Origin of the sequence: Streptosporangium sp. NPDC050855, assembly GCF_044456585.1 — a bacterium.
GTDB classification, from domain to species: Bacteria; Actinomycetota; Actinomycetes; order Streptosporangiales; family Streptosporangiaceae; genus Streptosporangium; species Streptosporangium longisporum.
In genome coordinates this window covers 1-24,662 of sequence record NZ_JBITFY010000011.1, presented here as the reverse complement: position 1 = coordinate 24,662, position 24,662 = coordinate 1, and the positions used below count along the sequence as shown (strand labels likewise).

Annotated in this window: 25 protein-coding genes, 1 tRNA gene and 1 pseudogene; 21 read left to right on the top strand and 6 right to left on the bottom strand. The window is 68.5% G+C overall.

Annotated elements, in window-relative coordinates:
• Positions 1–10: 10 nt before the first annotated feature.
• A tRNA-OTHER gene (locus ACIBCT_RS22185) sits at positions 11–101 on the bottom strand.
• 316 nt (positions 102–417) lie between these two features.
• Here ACIBCT_RS22185 and ACIBCT_RS22180 point away from each other — a divergent pair.
• The 10 genes from ACIBCT_RS22180 to ACIBCT_RS22135 all read left to right on the top strand — a co-directional run bounded on the left by ACIBCT_RS22180 (position 418) and on the right by ACIBCT_RS22135 (position 9,504).
• The gene (locus ACIBCT_RS22180; RefSeq protein ID WP_399191334.1) at positions 418–861 is read left to right on the top strand and encodes a hypothetical protein; all 444 of its coding nucleotides are present in this window, start codon (positions 418–420) and stop codon (positions 859–861) included.
• Positions 862–913: 52 nt separating this feature from the next.
• A complete protein-coding gene (locus ACIBCT_RS22175; protein WP_399191332.1) occupies positions 914–1,651 on the top strand; it encodes a DUF6073 family protein in 738 nt (245 codons plus the stop codon).
• A 12-nt stretch (positions 1,652–1,663) separates the two neighbouring features.
• The gene (locus ACIBCT_RS22170; protein WP_399191330.1) at positions 1,664–2,404 is read left to right on the top strand and encodes a hypothetical protein; all 741 of its coding nucleotides are present in this window, start codon (positions 1,664–1,666) and stop codon (positions 2,402–2,404) included.
• 2 nt (positions 2,405–2,406) lie between these two features.
• A complete protein-coding gene (locus ACIBCT_RS22165) occupies positions 2,407–3,699 on the top strand; it encodes an ABC1 kinase family protein (RefSeq protein ID WP_399191328.1) in 1,293 nt (430 codons plus the stop codon).
• A 168-nt stretch (positions 3,700–3,867) separates the two neighbouring features.
• Positions 3,868–5,346: a DHA2 family efflux MFS transporter permease subunit gene (locus tag ACIBCT_RS22160; RefSeq protein WP_399191326.1), complete on the top strand. Its 1,479-nt coding sequence runs from the start codon at positions 3,868–3,870 to the stop codon at positions 5,344–5,346.
• A gap of 58 nt (positions 5,347–5,404) precedes the next feature.
• Entirely contained in the window at positions 5,405–6,613 is a 1,209-nt protein-coding gene (locus ACIBCT_RS22155) for an acyl-CoA dehydrogenase family protein (RefSeq protein ID WP_399191324.1), read from the top strand.
• The gene (phnD, locus tag ACIBCT_RS22150) at positions 6,610–7,518 is read left to right on the top strand and encodes a phosphate/phosphite/phosphonate ABC transporter substrate-binding protein (protein WP_399191322.1); all 909 of its coding nucleotides are present in this window, start codon (positions 6,610–6,612) and stop codon (positions 7,516–7,518) included. The genes ACIBCT_RS22155 and phnD overlap by 4 nt, the downstream gene beginning before the upstream one ends.
• Positions 7,515–8,285 (top strand): phosphonate ABC transporter ATP-binding protein, encoded by a 771-nt coding sequence (locus tag ACIBCT_RS22145; protein WP_399191320.1) that lies wholly within the window; start codon positions 7,515–7,517, stop codon positions 8,283–8,285. The genes phnD and ACIBCT_RS22145 overlap by 4 nt, the downstream gene beginning before the upstream one ends.
• On the top strand, positions 8,282–9,157 hold the full coding sequence (gene phnE / locus ACIBCT_RS22140) for a phosphonate ABC transporter, permease protein PhnE (protein ID WP_399191318.1): 876 nt from the start codon (positions 8,282–8,284) through the stop codon (positions 9,155–9,157). The genes ACIBCT_RS22145 and phnE overlap by 4 nt, the downstream gene beginning before the upstream one ends.
• Positions 9,154–9,504 (top strand): DsrE/DsrF/TusD sulfur relay family protein, encoded by a 351-nt coding sequence (locus ACIBCT_RS22135; RefSeq protein ID WP_399191316.1) that lies wholly within the window; start codon positions 9,154–9,156, stop codon positions 9,502–9,504. The genes phnE and ACIBCT_RS22135 overlap by 4 nt, the downstream gene beginning before the upstream one ends.
• Positions 9,505–9,569: 65 nt before the next feature.
• Here the strand turns inward: ACIBCT_RS22135 and ACIBCT_RS22130 are convergent, their stop codons facing one another.
• The gene (locus tag ACIBCT_RS22130; RefSeq protein WP_399191314.1) at positions 9,570–10,955 is read right to left on the bottom strand and encodes an aminotransferase class V-fold PLP-dependent enzyme; all 1,386 of its coding nucleotides are present in this window, start codon (positions 10,953–10,955) and stop codon (positions 9,570–9,572) included.
• Positions 10,956–11,170: 215 nt separating this feature from the next.
• Here ACIBCT_RS22130 and ACIBCT_RS22125 point away from each other — a divergent pair, with 215 nt between their 5' ends.
• The gene (locus tag ACIBCT_RS22125) at positions 11,171–11,512 is read left to right on the top strand and encodes a YciI family protein (RefSeq protein ID WP_399191313.1); all 342 of its coding nucleotides are present in this window, start codon (positions 11,171–11,173) and stop codon (positions 11,510–11,512) included.
• Between the two features lie 27 nt (positions 11,513–11,539).
• Here the strand turns inward: ACIBCT_RS22125 and ACIBCT_RS22120 are convergent, their stop codons facing one another.
• Together ACIBCT_RS22120 and ACIBCT_RS22115 are read right to left on the bottom strand one after the other, a co-directional pair.
• Entirely contained in the window at positions 11,540–12,772 is a 1,233-nt protein-coding gene (locus tag ACIBCT_RS22120) for an MFS transporter (protein ID WP_399191311.1), read from the bottom strand.
• Positions 12,769–14,091 (bottom strand): rhodanese-like domain-containing protein, encoded by a 1,323-nt coding sequence (locus ACIBCT_RS22115; protein ID WP_399191309.1) that lies wholly within the window; start codon positions 14,089–14,091, stop codon positions 12,769–12,771. The genes ACIBCT_RS22120 and ACIBCT_RS22115 overlap by 4 nt, the downstream gene beginning before the upstream one ends.
• Positions 14,092–14,169: 78 nt before the next feature.
• Between ACIBCT_RS22115 and ACIBCT_RS22110 the strand changes: the two genes are divergently transcribed.
• From ACIBCT_RS22110 to ACIBCT_RS22065, 10 genes and pseudogenes are all read left to right on the top strand, one after another.
• On the top strand, positions 14,170–14,829 hold the full coding sequence (locus ACIBCT_RS22110) for an ArsR/SmtB family transcription factor (protein WP_399191307.1): 660 nt from the start codon (positions 14,170–14,172) through the stop codon (positions 14,827–14,829).
• 12 nt (positions 14,830–14,841) lie between these two features.
• A complete protein-coding gene (locus ACIBCT_RS22105) occupies positions 14,842–16,014 on the top strand; it encodes a cysteine desulfurase family protein (protein WP_399191305.1) in 1,173 nt (390 codons plus the stop codon).
• 161 nt (positions 16,015–16,175) lie between these two features.
• Positions 16,176–16,793 carry a 4Fe-4S dicluster domain-containing protein gene (locus ACIBCT_RS22100; protein ID WP_399191303.1) on the top strand — a complete coding sequence of 206 codons (618 nt, stop codon included), beginning with the start codon at positions 16,176–16,178 and terminating at the stop codon, positions 16,791–16,793.
• Entirely contained in the window at positions 16,790–17,695 is a 906-nt protein-coding gene (gene nrfD, locus ACIBCT_RS22095; RefSeq protein WP_399191301.1) for an NrfD/PsrC family molybdoenzyme membrane anchor subunit, read from the top strand. The genes ACIBCT_RS22100 and nrfD overlap by 4 nt, the downstream gene beginning before the upstream one ends.
• A gap of 10 nt (positions 17,696–17,705) precedes the next feature.
• Positions 17,706–20,264, top strand: a complete 2,559-nt coding sequence (locus ACIBCT_RS22090) for a molybdopterin-dependent oxidoreductase (RefSeq protein WP_399191299.1) — start codon at positions 17,706–17,708, stop codon at positions 20,262–20,264.
• Complete coding sequence (locus ACIBCT_RS22085) at positions 20,261–20,866, top strand: molecular chaperone (protein WP_399191297.1); 606 nt, start codon at positions 20,261–20,263, stop codon at positions 20,864–20,866. Before ACIBCT_RS22090 ends, ACIBCT_RS22085 begins: the two co-directional genes overlap by 4 nt.
• 39 nt (positions 20,867–20,905) lie before the next feature.
• A complete protein-coding gene (locus ACIBCT_RS22080; RefSeq protein WP_399191295.1) occupies positions 20,906–21,082 on the top strand; it encodes a hypothetical protein in 177 nt (58 codons plus the stop codon).
• 194 nt (positions 21,083–21,276) lie between these two features.
• Positions 21,277–22,063, top strand: a pseudogene (locus ACIBCT_RS22075) (IS5 family transposase).
• Between the two features lie 327 nt (positions 22,064–22,390).
• Positions 22,391–22,714, top strand: a complete 324-nt coding sequence (locus ACIBCT_RS22070) for an integrin alpha (protein ID WP_399191293.1) — start codon at positions 22,391–22,393, stop codon at positions 22,712–22,714.
• Between the two features lie 198 nt (positions 22,715–22,912).
• The gene (locus tag ACIBCT_RS22065) at positions 22,913–23,167 is read left to right on the top strand and encodes a hypothetical protein (RefSeq protein WP_399191291.1); all 255 of its coding nucleotides are present in this window, start codon (positions 22,913–22,915) and stop codon (positions 23,165–23,167) included.
• Positions 23,168–23,713: 546 nt separating this feature from the next.
• Here the strand turns inward: ACIBCT_RS22065 and ACIBCT_RS22060 are convergent.
• A complete protein-coding gene (locus tag ACIBCT_RS22060) occupies positions 23,714–23,974 on the bottom strand; it encodes a hypothetical protein (RefSeq protein WP_399191830.1) in 261 nt (86 codons plus the stop codon).
• A 67-nt stretch (positions 23,975–24,041) separates the two neighbouring features.
• Positions 24,042–24,509 carry a hypothetical protein gene (locus ACIBCT_RS22055; protein WP_399191289.1) on the bottom strand — a complete coding sequence of 156 codons (468 nt, stop codon included), beginning with the start codon at positions 24,507–24,509 and terminating at the stop codon, positions 24,042–24,044.
• Positions 24,510–24,662: the final 153 nt, after the last annotated feature.

The window sequence follows — 24,662 nt, the reverse complement described above, 5'->3', positions numbered from 1 at the left end:
CGATCTGTAGCGGAGGCGAACGGGAATCGAACCCGCCAGCGACGTTAACGCCGCCCATCGGTTTTGTAGACCGGGAGGGCCACCAGGCACCTAACGCCTCCAGGAACTAACTAATAATATGTGTAGCTCCATGTCAACCCGTCGGCCGCCGGGATCTTCCCGGTCTCCTGTCGCGCTTCCCTGAAGTGCCTATTCAAAGGGAAGTTTGTGAATCGGCGTGATGGGATGTCGAGTATCGGCAGATTCTTGATGACAAGGTATTGACTATAGAAACTTAAAGCGGTCCACTATGAGTGACGTCGATGCTCAGGGTCGCTGAGCGCAGTCCTCCGCCGGATCCGGCAGCTCGGGACGGAATCCAGGGACTCCACTTCGAGAGGCGTCCTGATCAGCCAAGAACCCAGGTTGGGAGAAAGAATGACCATCGCGGACAACCCGCTGTCGACGACGTCCCCGGACGTTCGGTCCCTGCTCGCGGAGTATCGCGAGCGTTTCGTCCCCGTGGCGGTGGACTACCTGGAAAGGAGGATCTCCGCCAACGAGCTGCGCCGCCTCTGGAAGCCGCATTACCTCGGCGCGTTCCACGCCTATGACCTCACGGTGGAACGGGCCTGGCGGGAGGCCAGCGGTTCCAAGGGCGTCCTGGAGTCCGGGACCCCCACGGCCGACCCGAGTTTCGAGACGCCGCTCCAGCACTTTCCGGTGAGCATCGCCTACAACAACCTCGACCGCCTCATCGAGGTGCTCGCGATCGAACTGGGCGACCAGACGGTCGACAAGACCAAGATCCGCGAGCGGACCGTCGACTTCGCGCACGTCATCGACTCGCTCGATGTCCTCATGGCGTCACTCGCGAAGTAGCGGGTGACGTCGGGCAACCACGCTCCATCGCTCTCACTCGAAAGGTTGAATTGTGAGCGAACCTCAGGGAATTCTCAGACAACTCCTCGACAGGGGTATCGCCGCCGGCATCGACGGCGCGACGCTCCTGCCGGCGGAGGTCGTCAAGGGGCACGAGTCGGCGTGGGGAGGGCCGGGTAACCTCTACTCGATCCGCCCGTACACGCTGACGCCGTCGGCCCTTGAGTCCTTCACCGTCCGCGAGCGCATTCACGTGCGCATCGACGGGCTCGGTGAGGACATCGTCGACCTCCACGGCATGGCGATCTACCGTCGCCACGACCCGCACGCGGCCGAGGGCACCGCTCTCGACTGGGCCAGCTCGACGATCACCGCGCAGTTCCTGTCGCTTCAGGTGACGGGACACAGCGAGATCTTCGGCCAGGTCAAGGTCTCGAACTCGCCTGGCAAGGCGGAAGGAGCCCGGGTCAAGCCGAGTCCCGCCCCCGACGACGGCTCGGTGATGCCGATCAAGGACTGTATCACCATGATCTATCCTCGGTTCGAGGTAGAGCAGCTCGGCACGACCGTTGACACCGGCGACCAGGTGGTCCGTCTGGAGTCTCGGGTCGCGATGGTCCCCCCGATCGGGGACGTGTCGCGCACTTCCAAGCAGTACACGCTCTACGACGGCGAAGGCCGTCGCGTCGGTGAGCTGATCGCCGCCGACATCGAGATCGGGGCGCTCCTGCACCACGTCCCGATCGCAAGCGCGGTGGTGCCGGCCGAGCTCGCCAGAGTGCTCGCCTAGGCGCCAAAAGCGATGGATGACGTGCGTGTTGCCGGGCCGGCTCGAGCGAACTTCCGCGCGGGCCGGCTCGCGTCCTATGCCTTCGGCGTCGAGGCCGCGATCGGGCACAACCCGATGCGGTACCTGTTCGCGCGTCGCTTCCTCGGCCGTCCAGGCCGTGAGAACGCGGTGACCGCGATCTTCGTGATGAAACCGGACGTCCTCTTCGGAACCTATGTATGGATCGATGAGGATCTGGATCTGTCGACCTGTCAGGTCCAGACCTATCTGCCCACCATGAAGGAACCGATTCAGGTGGTGGACAGGCTCGTGTTCGACTGCCTGCCGCTCACCGACATCGGATACATGGACCTGATGGCCTGGCCGCACCCCGCCCTGCTGCCGGTCGCCCCCGACGTGTGCGCCGATCCCTCCACCGCCCGGCCGCGAGGCCACAGGCGCTGCTTCATGGGCCCGGCATCGCTTCCCGGACTACGCGTCAGCGAACTCGTCAGCCCCGCTCACGGCATGGTGACCACCCGCGTGATACACGACGGCGATCAGCAGGTCAGGCGCTGGGAGCTGATCGAACACGGCGACGCCGAAGAGGACCTGCTGCCCAGGCGCGTCAGGGTCTCACGGCTGCTGAGCGGTCATCGGACCGACTTCGTCCGGACGAGCCCGGCCACCTACGTGCCCGCGCCGGAGTTCGACATGAGCCCTGCGCTCCTGCGCGAGGCGGTGGCCCGACGACTGAGCGAAAGGCAGGAGTGAGCATGCCGTCCCACCCTTCGCCCCGGCTGCTGGCAGAGCGCGCCCTTCAGGTGACGATCCATGTCGCCTGCACGCTTCTGCGGGTGGCCGTCGTGGTCGTGCTCTCGCCGCGTGCGCGTCGGCGAGAGCACGTCGCCACGCAGGTGGCCCGTCTGGCCGAGCGGCTGGGCGGAGCCTTCCTCAAGATGGGCCAGCTCCTGGCGACGCGCGTCGACCTGGTGGGACAGACGATGGCCACCGCCCTCGGCCGGCTGCACGACAGCGTGGAACCGATGACCGGCCGGCAGGCGCTGAAGGAGGCCCGTGCCGCCTTCGGCAGGCTCCCTGCCGGATTCGAGCAGGCCCTGCGCAGGCCTCCGGTGGCCAGCGGATCGATCGCCTGCGTCTACCGAGCCGACCTGGACGGCCGCGATGTGGCGATCAAGGTACGTCGTCCCGGCATCGCCCGGCGCTTCGCGGCCGACATCCTGATGCTGCGGCTGACGGCCCAGATCATCGGCCGCCTCCCGCCCTTGCGGCGGGTCCCCATGGTCGACATCGTCACGCAGATCGGGGACTCGCTGACCGGCCAGCTGGACTTCGCCAGGGAGACCGACGACCTGCGGCGCCTGCGTGCGGATCTGGCCGGCTTTCCCGAGGTCGTGGTTCCCGGCGTGGTCCCCGGCAGGTGCGCGGGCGGGGTCATCACCATGGACTACATCGACGATCTCGACCGTCTGTCCACCGACCGCCTGCCCCGGCAGACCCGGGAGGCCGGGGTGGTGATCCTGGTGCAGGCCGTCTACCGCATGCTGTTCGTGGAGGGTTTCATTCACGTCGACCTGCACCAGGGGAACGTCTATTTCCAGGACGACGGGAAAGTGGTGATCCTGGACGCCGGATTCACCTTCCGGCTGAGCGACATGGCGCGGACCAGCTTCACGAAGTTCTTCGCCGGGATGATTCAAGGAGACGGCGAGGGATGCGCGGAAATCCTGCTCTCCACCGTCCGAGGTATTGAAAAAGGCGCCGATGTCGCCGCGTTCCGGCACGACGTCGCCGAACTCGTGGTGCGCAACGCCGGCGCGGCCGCCTGCGACTTCGACCTGGCCGCTTTCTCTGTCGACCTGTTCGACCTGCAGCGCAGGCACCGGCTCTTCGCCGAACCGGAGTTCGTCTTCCCGCTTTTGTGCCTGCTCTCGCTCGAGGGCACGGTGCGGCGCCTGCACCCGTTGATGGATTTCCAGCTCGAGGCCGCACCCCATGTCATGCACGGTTTGCTGATCAACGCGACGGCACCGGCCGGACGGGGATGAAATGGGTCGCGAAGCGGAGCCGTCTTCACATGTGAAATTCCATGCTCGTCCTCTTGACATGTTTCCGGCCGAGACGGAGCATGACTATTTGTTTATAAAGCTCTCGGCTGTTTTTGGATTTTAATTCGTTTCCTGGCCAGACCGATCCCGATGATCTGGGAGCCGCGCATGTCCGCCCCCCCTTTCGCGCGACGATCGTCGGCCACCGGCGTCTCCGTGGCGACGCTCTGCCTGACCGCCTTCGTGGTCATGGTGGACACGACGATCGTCCAGGTCATGGTCCCGGACCTGATCGGTGATCTGGGGGCCGGTCTGGATCAGGTGCTGTGGGTCTTCAACGGGTTCGTTCTCGTCTACGCCACCCTGCTCATCACCGCCGGACGTATGGGAGGCATCCGCGGCCCCCGGCGCCTGCTGCTGGAGGGTCTGGTTCTCTTCACGGTGGCATCACTGGCATGCGGTCTGGCGGGGTCGGTCACCCAGCTCATCATCGCCCGCGTCCTGCAGGGCGCCGGGGGAGCGATGATCGTTCCCCAGAGCCTGACCCTGATCGCCATGCTGTTCCCCGGCAACCGCCGCGGTGCCGCGCTGGGAGCGGTCAGCGCGACCATGGCCCTGGCGGCGATCGTCGGACCGGTCGGCGGAGGCCTGATCATCGCCGGATGGGGCTGGCGGTGGGCGTTCCTCGTCAACGTCCCGATCTGCCTTCTGGCCCTGGCTCTGACGCTGCGCCACGTCCCCGACCTGCGCCCCGACCGGCGGCAGGTGCTGGATCGCGGTGGCGTGGTGCTGGCGAGCGCGGGGCTGGTGGCGATCACCTACGGTCTCGTCGAAGGACCGCGCCATGCCTGGGGCGCGGTCGCCGGACCCGTCACCATCCCGGTCGTCTTCGCCGCGGGCCTGGCCCTTTTGCTGGCCTTCCTGTGGTGGGAGCGCAGGCACGCCGACCCCCTCATGCCGCTCGCCCTGTTTCGTCACCGGTCCTTCACCGTCGCCGGCCTGCTGGCGTGCGTGCAGTTCACCGTGATGCTGGGGCTCATGCTGGTCGTCACCTTGCACGTGCAAGGTGTGCTGGGCGGCAGCGCCATCGACACCGGGCTGGTCTACCTGCCCATGGCGGCCATGGCGGGAGTGCTGTCCCCGCTGGCCGGGTGGCTCACCGACCGGGTCGGGGGCGGCCTGATCATCATGGGCGGCCTGATGGCGATGGCGGCGGGGGTGGGGTGGTTCGCCCTTGTGGCAGCGCCGTCCACCGCCCTGTCTCATCTCGCCCCGCCCCTGGCCCTGGTCGGTGCCGGGGTCGGTCTGGTGATGGCGCCGGCCAGCGCCGAGGCCATCAAGGAGCTCCCCGCCGGGCTCGTCCCCGCGGCCTCCGGGGTGCTCAACACCGGCCGGCAGCTCGCGGGCATGCTCGGCGTGGCGCTCGTCGGCGCTATCATCCAGATCGGCGTTCCCCTGCAGGCCGCGGCCGGGCTCGGCGGGCGGGCCGGGCCACAGGGGGAGGCCTACGCGAGCGCCTTCATCGCGGCCGAGCGGCCCGCACTGACGGTCCTGGCCGCCCTCGCCCTGTGCGCCGCGTTCGGCGCACCGCTGCTCCGCTCGCGTTCACGCGCGCGAGGCGATCGGTTCACGCCCATGAGCCCGTGATTCCCGGATCACCCATGCCGTCCGAGTCAATACCTCATCGAGTATCGAGGAGATCATCATGCGCCAGTGCCTGGACGAACGCCAGCAGAGGTTTCTCGCGCTGACGGACAAGGTGGTTCCGGCGCTCGCCGAACGCGCGGGCCGCCACGACCGCGACAACACCTTCCCCGCCGACGACTACAACGACCTGCGCGACGCGGGTCTGCTGCGCCTGACCGTGCCGGAGGAACTGGGCGGCCTCGGCGCCGGGCAGGCGGAGATGCTGCTGGTGCTCGAACGCCTCGCGAGCGCCGGCGCCGCCACCGCCCTGTCCTACGCCATGCACGTGGCCCCCCTCGGTTCATGGGCGCTGACCTGGCGGCGTACCGGCGCGCCGCCCCTGGCGCAGGTACTGCAGCTGGCGGGTCAGGACCGGCTGATCCTCGCCGCGATCGCCAGCGAGGTCGGCACCTCGAACCTCTTCCTCGACGCCAAGACCACGGCCACCCGCACCGAGGGCGGTTACCGCGTCAGCGGGCGCAAGAACTTCGCCACCAACAGCGCCGTCGCCACGATGTGGGCCACGACCGCCCGTTACGAGGACCCCGACAACGGCCCGCGCCTGCTGATCCTGCTCGTGGACCCCTCCGTCCCGGGCGTCTCGATCGAGCAGACCTGGGACACGCTGGGCATGCGGGCCACCCAGAGCAACGACGTCGTCTTCGACGACCTGTTCGTCCCCGAGCACGCGGTCGTCCAGTCGATACCGGTCGGGCACTTCGACGCGCAGGTCCTGGAGACCATCATCTGCTGGACCGCCCCCAGCTTCGGGGCCGTCTACACGGGTATCGCCGCGGGCGCCCTGGAGTGGTCCATCGGGCAGGTCCGCCGGCGCGGCCTGGCCGGTGATCCCCGCATCCAGGACGCGATCGCGGACGTGGAGATCATGCTGGAGGTGAACCGCAGCGTGCTGCAGCGGCACGCCGCGGAGGTCTCCAGCGGTCGCCTCATGGAGCAGCTCACCGTGCAGGAAGGGCTGGGCCGCTGCGCCCTGGTGAAGAACGTCTGCACCAACAACGCCGCCGCCGTCATGACCCGTCTCGTCGACGTGGTCGGCGGTGGCGCCTACATGCGCGGCCAGCCCTTCGAACGCATGTGGCGCGACGTCCAGGCCGGGCTGATCATGCCGATCAACAACCGTGTCGGCAAGGAGCTGATCGGCGCCAGCTCGCTCGACGTGGCCGTCGCACCGGTCGCCGACGTCCAGATGCCCGGGAGTGCCGGGTGATACGGGCACGACTGAAAGCGGTCCTGGTCGCGCTGTCGGTTCTGATCGCCTGCGCCGCCTGCTCCACCGCCGCGGCGGTCCCCTCCGGCGGGCTGCCGCCCACCCTGCGGGTGGGAGTGATCCCCAACATCTCGCCCGAGACCCAACGGGCCCAGTACGAGCCGTTTCGCGAGTACCTCGCCGAGCGGTTGAAGACCAAGGTGGAGCTGTTCGTCGCCACCAACTACGCCGGGGTCGTCGCGGCGCTGGCGGCGAGGAAACTCGACGTCGCATACCTGGGCGGGCTGACCTACGTGCAGGCCGAGGCGCAGACGAAGGTGACACCGCTGGTCACCGAGGTCGACCAGGAGACGGGGACTCCTCAGTACCTGTCGGCCGTCGTCGCCAGGAAGGACTCGGCCTTCACCTCGACCAAGGACGTCGTGGCCGCCGGCGCGAAGTTCGCGTTCGGAGACGTCAGCTCGACCTCGGGCAGCCTCTACCCGCGCATCATGCTCACCGACGCCGGCGCCCGCTGTCAGAAGGGCGATCTCACCTCGTGCGCGCCGCTGTCGGCGGTCACCTTCACCGGTGGTCATGACGCGACGGCCCAGGCGGTGCTGTCGGGCAGCGCCGACGCGGGAGGCATCGAGATACGGATCCTGCATCGTCTCGAGAAACAGGGAAGCGTGCCCAAGGGGGCGCTGCGGGTGCTGGAGACCCGCAAGGTGATGGGGTATCCGTGGGTGGCCGCCCCGGATCTGGACCAGAGCGCCCGCGGCGCGATCGTGAAGGCGTTCACCGAGATGTCCGATCCCAAGCTTCTCGACCTCATGCGGGCCAAGCGCTACGTGGCGGTCTCGGCCACCGACTACACCGAGGTTCGCGAGCGAGCGGCCGCTCTCGGCCTGCTGACGGCTCCATGAGGACATCGATCGGCGAGCCGGCGGCTCATGTCGAGGTGTCGCATCTGCGCGTCGCGTTCACCGGTCGGCCCGTCCTGGACGATGTCAGCCTGACCGTGGCCGATGGCGAGCAGATCGCCCTGCTGGGTCCCTCCGGCGCGGGCAAGACGACCCTGCTGCGGGCCGTCGTGGGTGCGGTCCGCCCCCTGCGGGGAAGCGTCAGGGTCGGCGGGCTGGACCCCTTCGGCCACCGCAGCGCCCTGACCCGGCTGAGGCGGACCATCGGATGCGTACGGCAGCGCGACGACCTGGTCGCCGGGCTCACCGCCCGCACCAACATCCTGGCCGCCGCCGCTCACCAGTGGAGGCTCATCGACTGGGCCACCGTGCTGGTGGGTTCGGTGCCGCGGCGTTTCGCCGGGCGTCTGGAGGAGCTGGCCCGCCTTCACGACATCGAGTCGCTGCTCGCAAACCGGGTCGAGCACCTGTCCGGCGGCGAGCGGCAACGGGTGGCCCTGGCACGGGCGCTGCTCATCCGGCCCCGGCTGCTCTTGGCCGACGAGTGCACCTCCGGCCTGGATCCGGTGCGGGCGGCCGTCGCGCTCGACCACCTGCAGGCCTCCGGCGCGACCCTGCTGGCGACCACGCACGACCTGAACGTGGCCGGGCGTTTCGAGCGGGTGGTGGCCCTGAAGGACGGGAAGATCGTTTTTGACGGCAAGCCGCCGGACGTCGACGAGGTGGAGCGCATCTACGGAAAGAGCGCGCCCGCGGAGATGTCGGCATGAGCGTCGGGGAACGGATCCCGGTCCGGCAGCGGTCCTCTTCGTCCCGGCGGCCGGTGCGCCTGCTCCTGCCCGCGGTGCTCGTGGCGGCCGTCGTCTGGTCCTTCTCCGGCACCGATGTCGGGCTGGGCTCCCTGATCGAGGGCAGAGCCGGTGCCGCGCAGCTGATATCCGGTCTCTTCCCGCCCGATCTGGACGCCGATCTGCTGACCAGGGTGCTCACCGCGGCGGTCGAGACCCTCCAGATGTCCGTGGCCGCCCTCCTGCTGGGCGCGGTGATCGGGCTGCCGCTCGCCGTCGTGATGGCCGGGAACGTCCAGGCGCCGCGCTGGCTGGCCGCCACCGCCAGGACGGTGGCGACCCTGCTGCGCAGCGTCCATGAGCTGTTGTGGGCGCTGCTGTTCGTGGCGACCGTGGGTCTCGGCCCGGCGGCGGGCGTCTACGCCATCAGCCTGCATTCGGCCGGTGTGCTGGCCAAGCTCTGTTCGGAGCAGCTGGAGGCGGTGGACGCCGGTCCGGTCGAGGCCATGCGCCTGACGGGCGGATCCCGCTTCACCACCGCGCTGCTCGGGATCATCCCGCAGGCTCGCGCGCACCTGGCCTCCCAGGTGCTCTACCAGTGGGAGTGCAACATCCGCAGTTCGGTGGTCATCGGTTTCGTCGGCGCCGGCGGAATCGGCCAGGCCCTCGGCATCGCCCTGCACCTGTTCCGGTACCAGGAACTGGCCACCCTGGTCGCGTCGGTGGTGATCCTCGTCATCGGCGTCGACCGAATATCCAAGATCTTCCGGAGCCGCCTCGGTGCGGCCTCCGGGCGCGCGGGCGGCGGCACGCCGCATTCGCATCGATCGTTCTTCGGAAGGAGCGTCCGATGAAATTCCTGTTCGTCCTGCACGACCCGCCCTACGGCACCGAGAGAACCTACAACGGCATCCGCTGGGCCAGGGAGATGCTCGAGGAGGACGGCAACGAGGTCAAGGTCTTCCTGTTCGGCGATGCGGTGATCTCCGCGATGGACGGCCAGAAGACACCCAACGGCTACTACAACGTCGCGAAGATGATCCGCGGCCTGGTGGACAAGGAGGCCGAGATCGGCTCGTGCGGCGCCTGCCTGGACGCGCGGGGTGTCAGCGAGGAGAACGTGGCCAGGGGGACCCACCGGTCCTCGATGAAGGAACTGGCCCAGTGGACGGCCTGGGCGGACAAGACGATCAACGTGTGACGAGCCCGGACCACACCGGCCGGACGCGTCCCCCGCAAGGGGACGCGTCCGGCCGGTGACCTTTCTCAGCGCAGGGTGGCCATCGCGCGGATGACCTGTTCCACCTCGCGGGGGTCGGTGACGATGCTCGGCCCGAACCTGACGAAGGACTCGCGGTAGGGGGTCTCGGCCGCCGAGATGCGGTGCTTTTCGAACAGTCGCCCCACCACCTCTTCGGGCTTGAGCCCTTCGACCGCGCAGCAGACGATCCCCGCCGACAGCTCCGCCGAGCGCGGTGTGACGAGCCGCACGTGCCCGAGGCCGGCCAGGCCCTCCTTGAGCCGGTCGGACTGGGAGCGGATCCGGGCCGCGACGCGCGCCTTGCCGATGGCCTGGTGGAACTCGACGGCCTTGGCCAGCGCCCAGCGGTGCTCGAAGGAGTGGTAGCCGCCCGGTGTGGCCAGATCGCCCGGTGCGCCGGTCGGCGGCCGTCCGGTCAGCCAGCCGGTGAACGCGGGCATCGAGAAACTCGGTACCACCGGCTGGAACCGGGCCCAGGCCTCGGGGCCGCCCCAGACGAAGCCGGTGCCTCGCGGCCCGAACAACCACTTGTGGGTGGAGGTCATGAAGAAGTCGCACCCCAGATCCTGCATCGTCACGTCCTCGGCGGCGAACCCGTGGACCCCGTCGACGCACAGCAGGACGCGCTCCTGCTCGTCGCGCCGGCGGTTGATCTCGGCGAGGGCGGCCGCGACCTGCTTGACCGGCAGCTTGAGACCGGTGCTCGAATAGACCCACGTCACCGCCACGACCCGGGTCTTCGCGGTGATCGCCGCCTTCAGCCTGGCGACGAGCTGGTCGGCGGAGGCGCGCGCCGGGTCGTCGTGGAGTTTTATCGTGCGGACGACGACGCCGTCGGCCTGGGCGCGCAGCCGCAGGGCCTCGTGGGTGGAGTAGAACTCGTGCTCGGTCGTGACGACCTCGTCGCCTGCCCGAAGGCGCAGGCCGGCGTAGACCATGCCGATGCCCATCGTCGCGCTGTCGGTCAGCGCTATCTGCTCGGCCTTCGTGCCGATGTAGCCCGCCAGGGCCTTGCGCACATCGTCGCTGCGCCGGAAATCGTCCATTCCCAGTCCGTACTGCTGGGGGAAGGAGTCCAGGCCGTCACGGAAGTGCTTGATCGCGGCGCTGACGGGGGCGGGATGGGAGGCGAGCATGAACGCCGAGAAGTGGGCGTAGCGCCGGGTGAGGGAGAACTGCGCGCGGATCGACTCCCAGTTTCGCGGGTCGAACCGGGCGGAGTTCGGCGCCGCCTTGGGCGAGGGTATCTCCGCCTGGGCGGTGGAGCATCCCGCGGCGAGCACGCCCGCACCTGCGAGCGCGCTGCCGCGCAGCAGCGTGCGCCGGTCGACGCTGTCGGCGACGGCGCCGCCCGGACCATGCGAGGTGCCTTGAGTGCCCTGGTCTGTCACAACGCCTCCTTGCGCGACATCCCCTCGGCATCACAGGGGACTATATTTTTCTAAAGCGTATCATCGGGCTATATTTATTTAAAGTAAGTGCTTTGTGACACCTGGAGGCATTGCACCCCTTTGTTACATGTGTCGGCTCTACCCGGAAGTCGATGGCTGTGGGTGTAGAAAAGCGGCGATCGTCATTCGTCTCCCGGGTAGGAGGTGGTGCCCACGTGAGATACACCCTCATGTTCCGCGATGCGGAGAAGGCCGAGAGGTCATGGCAGATGCTGTCCGACAGCGAGCGCGACCAGGCGTTCGAAGAGGTCGAGCGATGGTTCTCGGCCCATGCCGCGAAGATCACCCACAGCCGCCGGCTGAAGTCCCACCGGAGCGCCACGACCCTGCGCCCCCGCGAGGACTCGCGCCCCGGGATGCTCGACGGGCCGTTCTGCGCGGATCGCGACGCCATCGGCGGCTACGTCGAGGTCGACGTGAGCGACCTGGGCGAGGCACTGGACATGGTGCGCGGCTGGCCCGGTCACGCGACGGTGGAGATCCGGCCCGTCATGTGAGGGACGGGCCGGAAGGTCCCGCCGATGTCACGGCGTCGCGTGGCGGTCGTGTGTCTCCTTCATCCGGACCGCCACGACCAGACCCGAGGCGGCGGTGAGCCCGGCGACCACCCAGACGGCGGTGCGGATGCCGTACAGATCCGCGATGACGCCGGCGAGCACGGCCCCCACGGCGAACCCTCCGTCGCGCCACAGGCGGTAGACGCCGACCGCGCGGGCACGCCAGCTGGGATGGGCGACGTCCCCCACGGCGGCCAGCAACGTGGGATAGACCATGGCGGTCCCCGCGCCCAGCAGGGCGACGGCGAGCGCCCAGGTGGTGAAGCCGGTTCCCCACGCGACCACCGCCAGTGCCACGCCCTGCAGAAGCATTCCGGAAGTGATCAGATGCTTGCGCCCGATCCGGTCGGAGATCGCGCCGGTGATCATCTGTCCCGCTCCCCAGACGGCGGGAAGGAAGGCGGTGAGCAGGCCGATCTGCGCGAGGTGCAGGCCGTGGGCGGCGAACAGGATCGGGAACAGTCCCCAGGCCAGCCCGTCGTTGAGGTTGTTGACCATTCCCGCCTGGTTCACGGCCGACAGGGAAGGATGGCGGAAGCTGGCCAGCGCGAAGACCTGCGAGGTGCTCAACGAACTGGCCTCATGCGTCGTGGCCTCCAGCCGGGCGTGCTCGCGGGTCTCCCTGACCAGCAGGCAGGAAAGGCCCAGTCCCAGGGCGGCGTAGGCGAGGCCGAGCAGGAAGGGGGCCGGTCGCAGGCCGTAGCGCTCGGCCAGGAACCCGGTGGCGAGCGCGGTGAGCGCGACGGCGAGGTACCCGGCGGACTCGTTGAACCCCATCGCCAGTCCCCGGCGCTTCGGGCCCACCAGGTCGATCTTCATGATGACGGTCGTCGACCAGGTGAGTCCCTGGTTGACGCCGAGCAGTACGTTGGCGGCGACGATCCACCCCCAGGAGGGGGCCCAGATCAGCAGGAGGGGAACCGGCAGTCCCACCAGCCAGCCGGCGACCAGAACGGGTTTGCGGCCGTAGGTGTCGGAGAGCGTGCCCGCGAAGAAGTTGCTGATCGCCTTGGTCACGCCGAAGGCGAGGATGTAGGTCAGGACCGCGGTGTAGGCGCCGATCGCGAACGTCTGCTCGGCCAGCAGCGGCAGCACCGTCCTTTCCTGTCCGAGCATGCCGCCCACCAGGGCGTTGACCGCCACCAGCAGGATGAACTGGGCCAGGTTCTCCCGTAGTCCGAGTCTCGGCGGCTCCCTCACCGATCCTTCTCCAGGGCGGCTCCGGTGAGTTCGGCCCAGTCGCCGGGTCCTCCGCACAGGATGCTGACCTGGCTGTGGCCGGCTCGTCGCAGCAGGCTGGCCGCGGTGGCCGCGCGCTCCCCGTGACCGCACATCACCACGCGCCGCCGGTCCTCCAGGGTCGCGCCGGCGAGACTGCCGAGCTCGATGTGGTCGGCTCCGGGAAGGTGCCCGGCCCGGAACTCGGTGGCCTGCCGCACGTCGAGAACGTCGGCACCGCCGAGCCGGCCGAGCTGGTCGGGTGTGATGAAGTCCATCATGGCCAGATCATGGTGACGGCTCTCGGTGATCTCCCCGATGAGGTTCTCATGGCCGATCTTCAGCGCCTGCCAGAGGATCTCGTCGGGATCCTGGCCGGGGTTGCGGACGATCGCCACGGGGGCCGAGGGCGACACGATCCAGCCGAGCCAGCTGGCGAACTGGCCGCGCAGCGGTATGGAGATGGAGCCGGGGATGTGCCCGCGCGCGAAGTCGCCGACGGGACGCACGTCGACCACGGTGGCGCCCGCGGCGACCGCCGCGTCGGCGGTCAGCGGGCGCAGGTGGGGCCGCTCGCGCAGGACGTCGGGACCGAGCCTGTTGATCTCGCCCAGCCTCAGGAAGTAGCCGGGGAAACTGCCCAGATCCGCGAGCAGCCGGTCGGCGAAGGAGTCGGCGTCCGAAGCCGCCAGGAGCGGGTTGGTCATCTTCTCCCTGCCGATCGTCGAGACGCGTTCGGCTCCCGGCGGTGCCGAGCAGAACGATCCGGCACCGTGCGTGGGCCACACGGCCACCTCGTCGGGCAGCAGGCCGAGCCTGCGCAGCGAGTGGTACTGGGCGTGCGCCAGCTCCCTGGCCCGTTCCGGGGCCACCAGGTCGGTCCGGGCGGCGGAACCGACGATCAGGGACCCTCCGGTGAAGACGCCCGCGGGGACGTCACCGTCGAGCAGCAGGAAGGCCAGGTGCTCCGTCGTGTGCCCGGGGGTGGTGAGCGCCCGCAGGGTCAGACCGCCGAGGTCGACCTCGTCCCCGTCGCGCAGGCCGACGTGATCGAAGGCGCGCTCGCCGGCGGCCGAGGCCAGGACACGGGTGCCGAACTCGTGGGCCAGTTGGCGGGCGCCGGACAGGAAGTCCGCGTGAAGGTGCGTGTCGGCGGCGAACGCGATCGTGAGCCCGCGGCGATCGGCGGCTCGCCGGACGGCGCGCAGGTCCCGGGAGACGTCGACGGCGAGGGCGCGCCCGTCGCCGAGATCGACCAGATAGGAGGAGTTACCGAGTCCTTCGTCGATCAGGGGAATCAACTGGGATCCCGAAAATACCATTGTGTACCCCTTTGTACAGCGTGTTACAATATTCCATAACTCTTTGGAGGATGTCTCATGAGTGACCGCGGGCGCAAGTCGGAGTTGTACGAACAGTTCGCCCGGATGGGAAAGGCACTCGCCAACCCCCTGCGGCTGGAACTGCTCGACGTGCTGGCCCAAGGCGAGCGCGGCGTGGAAGATCTCGCCTTCACCTGCGGATTCAAACTGAGCAACACCTCCGCACAACTCAAGGTCCTGCAGTCGGCCGGTCTGGTGACGACGAGGCGCTCCGGGACCCGCGTCTTCTACCGCCTGTCCGACGACGCGGTCGGGGGATTCGTCGAGCACATGAAGAACGTGGCGGCGGCATCACTGGCGGAGGTGGAACGGGCCGCCCGCGGCTACCTCGGCGACATCGACGACCTGGAACCGATCGGCAGGTCCGAGCTGTCCAGGCTCCTGCAGAACGGCGACGTCGTCGTGGTGGACGTACGGCCACAGGCCGAGTACGCGGCCGGGCACATCCCCGGCGCACTGTCGATCCCGCACGACCAGATGGCCGCGCGCCTGGCGGAACTGCCCTCGCACACGCCGATCGTGGCCTACTGCCGGGGCCGGTTCTGCGTCATGGCCCCCGAAGCCGTGCGCCTGCTGCGCCGGCACGGGTTCCAGGCGAGTCTTCTCGAGGACGGGCTGCCCGAGTGGCGCCGGGCCGGGTTGCCGATCGCCTCCTGACGAGGAGCCACCGTGAACCATCCGGGTCTCGACGATGACGTGATCTACCTCGACTACAACGCCACCACACCCGTGGACCCGCGGGTGGCCGAGGCGGCCTGGCCGTACGTCACCAGGTTCTTCGGCAACCCGTCGACCTCCTACCGCTACGCGCAGGAACCCCGCCGCGCCCTGCAGGAGGCCAGATCCCGGGTGGCGGCACTGCTCGGTGCCCGCCCGCAGGAGATCGTCTTCACCGGCGGCGGCTCCGAGTCCGACACCGCGGCCGTTCGCGGCCTGGCCGCGGCCGCCGGCGGCGGCCACGTCATCACCCAGCGGACCGAGCACCCGGCCGTGGTGCGCACCTGCCGGGCACTGGAACGCCTGCACGACGTCCACGTCACCTTCCTGCCGGTGGACCGGGACGGCCTCGTCGATCCCGCGGCCCTGGAAGCCGCGTTCACACCGCGGACCTTCCTGGTGTCGATCATGACGGCCAACGGCGAGACGGGCGTGCTGCAGCCGGTCGCCGACCTCGCCGAGATCGCCCACCGCCACGGGGCGCTGTTCCACACCGACGCCTCCCAGGCGGCAGGCAAGATCCCGCTGTCGGTCGAGGACCTCGGCGTCGACCTCCTCACCGTGGCCGGCCACAAGTTCTACGCGCCCAAGGGCATCGGCGCGCTGTACGTCCGCACGGGCGTCGCCATCGAACCCGCCGTCTACGGGGGAGACCAGGAGCGAGGCCTGCGGGCCGGAACCGAGAACGTCGCGTACGCCGTCGCGCTGGGCGTCGCCGCCGACCTGGCCGCCGACGAACTCGACCGTGAGGCACCCCGGCTCCGCGGTCTGCGCGACCTGCTCCACCGGGACCTGCGGCGGCGCCTGCCCGGATCGATCCGTCTCAACGGCCACCCCGGCCGCCGACTGCCCGGCACCGTGAACCTCAGCGTCACCGGCGTCGGGGGAGCCGCCCTGATCGCCGCCACCCCCCAGGTCGCGGCCGCCACCGGATCGGCCTGCCACACGGGCGACCCCGAACCGTCGGCGGTCCTGACCGCCATGGGGATGGATAGACGAAGGGCCCTGTCGGCGATACGGCTCTCGCTGGGACGTTGGAGCACCGAGGACCAGGTCAGGACCGCCGCCCGGCTTCTCGCCCACTCGGCGCGACGCCTTCGCGCCGGGCAGGAGAGCACCTCCTGATCCGCTCACCGGACGACGAGACCCCGCTTTGACAGTTGACGCTAACGAAAGCGTCGACGTACGCTCGCGACTGTCGATCTCGCCTCGCGGAGCCGGCTCCACCGGCCGATCCGCACGGCACCCGGACGCATCCCGTCGCCGTCCGGCCCCGGAGGTTCCCCATGGTCCGTCTCGGCATGCTCATCGACCTCAACACCTGCATCGGATGCCACGCCTGCTCCGTCGCCTGCAAGGCGGAGTTCGACGTTCCCCTGGGGGTCTTCAGGGACACCGTGAAGTACGTCGAGGAGGGCACCTACCCACGGGTGACCCGCCACTTCATACCGGTGCTGTGCAACCACTGCGAGGACGCTCCCTGCCTCAACGCCTGCCCCACCGGCGCGGTGGTACGGCTGGACGGCGGCGAGGTCACGATCGACGAAGGCGACTGCAACCTCAACAGGGCCTGCATGTCGGCCTGTCCCTACGACGCCATCTACATCGACGTCGACAAGGGGGCGGCACAGAAATGCACCTTCTGCGAGCACCGCACGGCCCAGGGACGCCAACCGGCCTGCGTGGACGCGTGCCCCACCGACTGCCGCATCTTCGGAGACCTGGACGACCCCGAAAGCGTCATCGCGCGCAAGGCCGCGGCCGACCCCACCACCGTGTGGAAAGAAGACGAAGGCACACGTCCCCGCGTGCTCTACGTCGATCCGAAGAACGCGCTCGACCTGGTCACCGACGCGGGCGTCCAGGTGGACCGCTCGGCCGACCTGCCCGGTGAGAGGGCATGACCGCGGCGCACGAAGCCCATGTTCTCACACCACAACCGCCCTGGGGGCCGCTCCTGGCGGCCTACATCGTTCTCGTCGGCCTCCCCGGCGGCCTCACCCTGGTGACCTGGCCACTGGCCCGGCGGCACTCCCACCTCTCGGCCGGCATCGACCGGTACGGGGCATGGGCCGCGCTGACGACCCTGCTCCTGGTCAGCGTCCTGCTGGTCGTCGATCTGGGCCGCCCTGAGCGCTTCCACCTGATGATCACCCGTTTCGACAACCCGGCCTCCCCGATAGCCGTGGGCGCCAAGCTCATCGCGATCAAGACGTTCCTGCTCTCCGTGCTCGTCTACGGGCTGGAACGACGCCGCCGCTCTGCGGACACCGCGGTGGTGACATCCGGCAGGATCACCTCCCTGCTGTCGGGGGCTCTCCTGCTGACCAGCTTCGCGCTCGCCGTCTACCCCGCCGCCCTGCTGTCTCGCTCCTGGGCCTCACCGCTGGCCGGCACCAGCGGCTCAGCACTGATCTTCGTCATCACCGCCCTGCTCATGGGAGCGGCGGCGGTCCTGCTGGTGACGTCCCTGCTGGACGTGAGGGAAGGCGAAGGCGGACACACGCCGACCCTCCACCTCTGCCGCCGGGCGGTGCTCGCCCTGCTCGGCGCCCTGGGCGTCACGCTGTCGTTCGAGATGCTCTCACTCGCGGGAAGACCACCCGACCGCCTCCTGCTCGCCGCGCTGCTCACCGGAAACCTGGCCACGGTGTTCTGGGGACTCGTGGTCGTGGTGGGCATCGCCGTCCCCGCGACGGCGCTTCTCCTCTTCCCCGGTCGTCGCATGATCGTCGTCACCGGTGCCGCCGCCGCACTGACCGGTGCCGCTGCGACCCGCTATCTGCTTTTCGCCGTCGGCCAGTGAGGGAGCGACCGTGCCAGCCGAGCATCAGAGCACTCCGAGACCCGAATGGGCACTGACGCGACGTGACCTCCTGCGGATAGGAGCGCTCACCAGTGCCGCGATGGCGGGACTGGGAACCATCGAGATCATCGATCGTGCCGGCGCCTCCCCGGGCACGGTGAACACCGCGAGCGCGACGCACAGGATCGCCTCGATGTGCCAGATGTGCACCACCGCCTGCGGCATCGTCGCCAACGTACGCGACGGCCGGCTGCTCACCGTCGAAGGCAACCCCGCCGACCCCAACAGCCAGGGATCGATCTGCGCCAAAGGCGTGGCCGGCCCCTCCATCCTGTACGACCCCAACCGCCTGCTCTATCCGCTCAAACGCGTCGGCAAGCGCGGCGAGGGGCGATGGCGGCGGATCTCCTGGGAGGAGGCCTACACCGAGATCGCCGACCGGCTGCGCCCCATCAGGCAGAGCGGCCACCCCGAGGAGTTCGCCTTCCAGCAGGGACGCAACCGCTCCACCGACATCGTCAGCAGGTTCCTCAACGCCTTCGGCACCCCGTCGGCCTTCAACCACCGCGCCCTGTGCTCACTGAACCGCCGGGCGGCCATCCTGTCCACCATCGGCGACTCCGACTGGGATCTGGGCGACTTCGAGAACAGCCGCTACATCCTCAACTTCGGATGCAACTGGGCCGAGGCGCACCAGGGCCACATCCCCGTCGCGATCCGCATGATGCGGGCCCGCGAACGCAACCACGCGAAGATCGTGACCTTCGACGCGCGGCTGTCCAACACCGCCGCGCTGTCGGACGAGTGGTTCTGCGTCAAGCCCGGCACCGACGGCCTGATCGCCCTGGCCATCGCCAACGTCATCTGCTCCGAGGAACTCTGGGACAGGACATGGTTCGACACCTGGTCGAACCATCCGGCCGAGAAGTACGCCGAACACGTCGCGCAGTACACGCCCGAGCGCGCCGAGACCGAAAGCGGCGTGCCCGCCGAGACCATCCGGCGCATCGCCCGCGAGTTCGCCGCCGCCGCGCCGCGCTGCACCACGATCTGCAACCGAGGCTCCGCCGCGCACCGCAACGGCTTCTACAACGACCGCGCCATCACCGTGCTCAACGCCCTGGTCGGCAACATGGGCCGCGTCGGCGGCTGGTGCTGGCACCCCATGAGTGCCTGGGACAAGAAACAGATACCCGAACCCGGGCCGATCCCGCCCAAGCCCACCGCCCGCAGCCTGATCGCCGAAGCCAAGAACTGGCCCCTGGCGAACGCCTGGCAGGACAACAAGATGCGGGTCGGTGAGATCGTCTACCTCTGGATCAAGGAACGACGCCAGCGCATCTCCGCGTTGATGACGTACAACTGCGACCAGGCATGGTCATGGCCCGAAGCCGACCTCGTCCGGGAGGTACTGGCCGACGAGGAACTCGTCCCCTTCCACGTATGCATCGACGTCATGCCCACGGAGACCTCGAACCTCGCCGACATCGTGCTGCCCTGGACGACCTACCTCGAACGATGGGACATCGACTCACGCCCCCCGCAGGGACTCGTCGACTACGTCGGCCTGCGCCAGCCCGTGGTGCGTCCGCTGGGGGAGTCGAAGGACCTGCGCGAGATCTTCCCGGAACTGGCCCGTCGTATCGGCGGTGGCATGGAACGCTACTTCCCCTGGAAGACCCAGGAGCAGTACTTCGACGACTACTTCCGTGCCGTTCCCGGCGGGCTGGCGCACATGCGCACCACAGGGGTGTGGCAGGACCCGGCCAAGACCCCCAACTACGCCCCCTACGAGCGGATCCTGACCGACGACGAGCTGAAGGGCAGCGAGACCGACCGGGAGACCGGCATCATCTACAACGGCGAGGACCCCAAGACGAAGGAACGCCTCGCCGTCGGAATCATGATCGACGGCATCCCGCGGAGAGGGTTCTCCACCCCCTCCCGCAAGGTCGAGGTGTACAGCCGGTTCGTGGCCGACAAGGGCCGCGAGGCCGACAGGACAGTCTCACCGCTGCCGATCTACGAGCAGATCCCCAGCCACCGCGGACCGCTCGCCGAGGACCGCCTCATCATGATCAGCTTCAAGTGGAACGTGCACAACGCCCATCGCACCATGCAGTCCAAATGGCTGCAGGAGATCGCCCACACCAACCCGGCCTGGATCAACAGCGCGACGGCGACCCGGCTGGGACTGCGGCACGGCGACTGGATCGAGGTGACGAGCTTCCGCCCCGATGACGACCAGATACCCGGAGGCGACGGCTCAAGGCTCGGATCTCTGCGGACCCGCGTCCACGTCACCGAAGGCGTGCACCCCTCGGTCATCGCCATCGCCCACAACTCCGGCCGCACGACCGGGGGACCCGTCGCCACCAACGGCCGTGACACGACCCGTCCGCCCGGCCACGAACCATCACGCGACAGGGACACCGAACGCATCTGGTGGGCCGGCACGCTGAGCGTGGCCCAGAACGACATCCTGCCGATCTACCCCGACCCGGTCTCGGGCCAGCAGTCCTACCACGACACCATCGTCAGCGTCCGCAAGATCGAGAACGGCGCGTGAACGACTCCCGGCTGGAGACCCTCACCGCGGGCCGCGACCTGTTCCTGCTGACCTCCCGGCTGCTCAGCAAGGAGATCGACCAGCCGCTGTACCGGGCACTTCTCACCGCCGACCCCGACGGGACGCCGGCGAAGGACCGCCTGATCGACGAGCGGACACGCGCCATGGACGAACCGGACGCCCTGCGGGCCCTCTCGGTCGAGTTCTGCCGCCTGTTCATCGGGCCGTACCCCGCCTGTCCGCCGTACGCGTCGATACACCGGGGCGAGCCGCTCGTCGGCGGACGCGCCGACCAGAGCATCAGGGACTTCATGGCCCGTCATGGGCTGCACGCCGAGCCGCCCGGCGGGCACACGGTGCTCGCCCACGACCATCTCGGGATCGGCCTGGCCCTCCTGCATCACCTGCTGCAAGGGCGGGGGAGGGGTGGCTCGGTGGCGTGTCCGCAGGGCGAGGACCGCAACGCCGTCGATGAACTACTGCGAGATCATCTCCTGCCGTGGGCCCCGTCCTACCTCCAGAACCTGCACGACGCCGCACTGCACTCTCCCTACGGGATCGTCGCGCGGCTCGCCGGCGGGCTCCTGGCAGAAGACGGGTAGAGCACGAAGGCGGTCAGGGAGGGCCGTCCATTCATCGCCGTGGCGCTGACCTCCGGCGCCAGGGCCGCTCACCACGAGTCCAGCCTCGCCCTGCCCCTGCTGGCCGAACATGAGGTCTCGGTGGACGTCTTCGTCGACAGCGCCTACTTCGCCGGAGCAACCCGTCGGGCCCTGCAGCAGGCACTCATCGATCGTTCGTCAAACCGGCACCGTTGAAGACCGCCGTTCCCCGGCGGGTTCAGCCCCTACGACTTCGTCATCGACACGGTGATCTGCCCCGCCAGCCACCACCGACCCCGACTGACAGACCGCCAACCGTCGCTGGGGATCCCCGTCGAATGCACCGTCGCCTGACTCGTCCACCGGGGCAACCAGCGACTGCGCTACATCGGGACCACAAAGAACAACGCTTGGCTTCACACCCGCGCCGCCGCACTCAAACTACGCACCCTCATCAACCTTGGGCTCCACCACGACAGCATCACCTGGCGAATCACGGCCATGCCTTAAAAGCGGTGTTGTTCGTGCTGCACACCGGGATCGCCTGGGAGCACCTGCCGCAAGAGCTGGGTTACGGCTCGGGCATGACGTGCTGGCGGCGGCTGAACGAGTGGCACAAGGCAGGTGTCTGGCAGCGCCTGCACGAGGTGCTCCTGGCTCGGCTGCGCGCCGCCGATGCTCTCGACTTTTCCCGGGCCGCGGTGGATTTTTCGCAGATCAGGGCGTTAAAAGGGGGGCGCAGACCGGTCCGTCCCCGGTCGATCGAGGACGGGCCGGCAGCAAGCACCACCTGATCACCGACGCCACCGGCATCCCGCTGGCCGTCATCGTGACCGGCGCCAACCGCAACGATGTCACGCAGCTTCGGCCGCTGCTGGAGGCCATCCCGAAGGTCCGTGGCAAGCGCGGCCGTCCACGGCAGCGTCCCGACGTCGTGCTCGCCGACCGCGGCTATGACCATGACAAGTACCGCGATCTGGTCCGTGAGCTGCAGATACGCCCGCTGATCGCTCGCCGCGGCACCGGCACGGCTCTGGCCTGGGCAAACACCGCTGGGTCGTGGAACAGGCGTTCGCCCTGTTGCACGCCTTCCGCCGCCTGCGCATCCGCTGGGAAGTCCGCGCCGACATCCACGAGGCCTTTCTCAAGCTGGCCTGCGTACCCATCTGCTGGCGACGCCTCAACTCATTGCGTTAACAGCTCTAATGACCTGCCGGCGTGCTGAACCGTCGCTCCGCCGCCAGAATCTTGTAGGCGCCGTCACGGTTCGGCATGATGCAGCCCCATGATCCGACGATCAGCACCCGTGCTGGCCCTGCTGCTCGCCCTCACCGCCTGCGAGCAGGCTCCCCAGGCGACAGCACAACGTCCGGCGAAGGCCGTAGCGATCTGTAATAGGGCCACGCCGCGCGACTTCGACGGCGACGGCGCTGACGACGTAGCCGTTGGGCAGCGGGACGGCGGCAGCGTCCATCTGCTCACCCGCGACCGCCTTGTCCCGATCACCGTCCCCGGTGTGGTGCGGTGCCCAAGGATCTCGGGCACGCGGTCGCGCTGGCCAGGATCAACGACGACAAGTGCGCCGACCTCATTGTCGGCGCGCCGGCCACGCCGGTGAACGGCGTGCCCTCGGCGGGTGCCGTTTACATCGTGTACGGCGGCAACGCCGCACCCCTATTGAAGATCGAGGCTCCCCATCCCACCTCGTACGGCAGTTTCGGTTGGTCGGTCGCCGGTTACGACGGCTTCCTGGCCATCGGCGCTCCGGCTGAGACGGTCGGCGGCTTGAAGCTGACGAATCGAGATCTACGAATGCGGCGTAAATGCCCTACGGTCCAGGGTGCCTGAATGTGCCCGTTCACCCGTGCCGGTTTTCCATTACGTACTTGGCGATAAAATTTGCCGAAGAAGGCGTCAGCCAGGTTCTTGTGGCGCTTTTGTGGTCAATAGAGAGACCTGGCTTTACCCTTTCCGGTTTCATGGACGCCGCGATATGTGTTCCGGCGGTCAGTGGTCGTCCCAGTGTCCCTCGTGTGAAGCGTGGCGATGACCGTCGTGGACGTAGTCGATGTGACCGTCATGCGGGATCGCCACGTGGCCACAGCCCTCACCATGTTGGTGATCATGCCCGGTGTGCTCGACGTGGGAGGCCGAGCCACATTCGTCGGCATGGTCGTCGTGGAGGCGGTGCAGGTGGCCGTCGTGGACGTAGTCGATGTGATCGTCGTGCGGGATCGCCACGTGGCCACAGCCCTCCCCGTGCCGGTGGTCGTGTCCGGTGTGCGGGCGGTGCTCGGTTGAAACAGACATCATTCCCCCTGATGAATCGGTGTTCCAATACCGAACGGTACCCAGAGAAGGTCGTGTCGCAAAACTCAAGAACGCGCGGAGCTTCGATTAGGATAACCATTGTCGGCCGCTGTTCCAACTTTGCGGTTTTATATTCCCGGTTTGAGGTGGAACAAAGATCGCGTCGCGAAGGAGTGTGGGTCCGGGCCCGCCGGATCAACCGGCGCCGCACGACGGCCGCCTGTCCAGGAGGACGCTTGGTGACACCGGGCCAGCGAATGCTGAAATTTCTCGCTGAGCCTACCGCCGGTTCTCACCGTGAAAGGGCCGATGGGGGTCGGCGTGGATGTGCGGCCCCATCCCTCGCGCGGCGAAAGGGATGACGAGCTCGACCACGCCGCTGTCGGCGCTGCCCAGCCGGTGCGGAAAAGGAGACACCGAGCCTGGCTGCCTCACTGGAGAGCAACGTCAGGTCGCGCTCACCGAGAATGAGCCGCAGGCGTCCGGCCCGAATCGTTCGCAGGTCACGTGAACCCGAGCTTGTACGTGCCTTCAGCGTTACTCGTACTGCCCGTCTGGAGGGTCGACTCTGGTGAGGCTCTTGCCGGTGATCTGGGGGTAGACGACGCCGTTGAGCATCTTGCCGAAGGTCTGCGGGATCCAGGTGCCGGTGACCGCGACCCAGGTGTCGGGCGGCGGCGCGTCCAGCCCCTTGACCGCGACCTTCAGCGGGAAGGCGTCCGCGGCGCAGCAGGCGATCTGCATGCGGGTGACGTACCACTGTCCCTTCTTCTTGGCCGGGGAGACGAAGCCGGTCAGTTTGACCTCGCGGCCGGTGAGGGACTTCTTGTCGTCGTCCCAGGCCGGCCGATGAACTCGCCGACGGTCATCTCCACGGGGCCGGTGCCGGACAGGGGGTGAAGGAGCTCAGGGTCTGGTCGCGGGGCGGCGGGGTGTCGTCGCGGGAGGCGGCGAACGAGCCGAGCGCGGGCGGTGCGATCAGGAAGATCGCGAACACCGGCAGGCAGAGCAGCCACGCGACCCGGGGGCCGCCGTGCGCGTGGTCATGGCCGCCGTCCTGGGACTGGTCGTGATCATGTGAGTGGTCGCCGGCGGGTGAGTGCTCGTGGCCTGCCGAAGAGGCGTGCGGCTCGTCTGGGGCCGGGTTCTTCTTCGTCGAGGACGCCTGGAGCAGTCCGATGACTCCGAGGATCACCAGCACCGCCCCGGCACCGATCAAAAACGGCCGGAAACCGGGTTTGACGTAGTTGAGGTAGGTGGTGGAGAACGCCGAGATCCGCAGCACGGCGCAGCCCAGCAGGGTGAGAACGAGGTTCTGGGTCACACGGTTCATCGGGGACGCGGATTCCTTCCATGGTGCCGAGGTCCAGGACCAAGCCCTCGGCGTGCCGGGGGGTGTCTCACAGGAGCCACCAGCCGAACAGGACGCTCACCCCGACGGCCAGGACGAAGGTGAGCGGGACGAACCTGAGCGCGAACGCCTTGC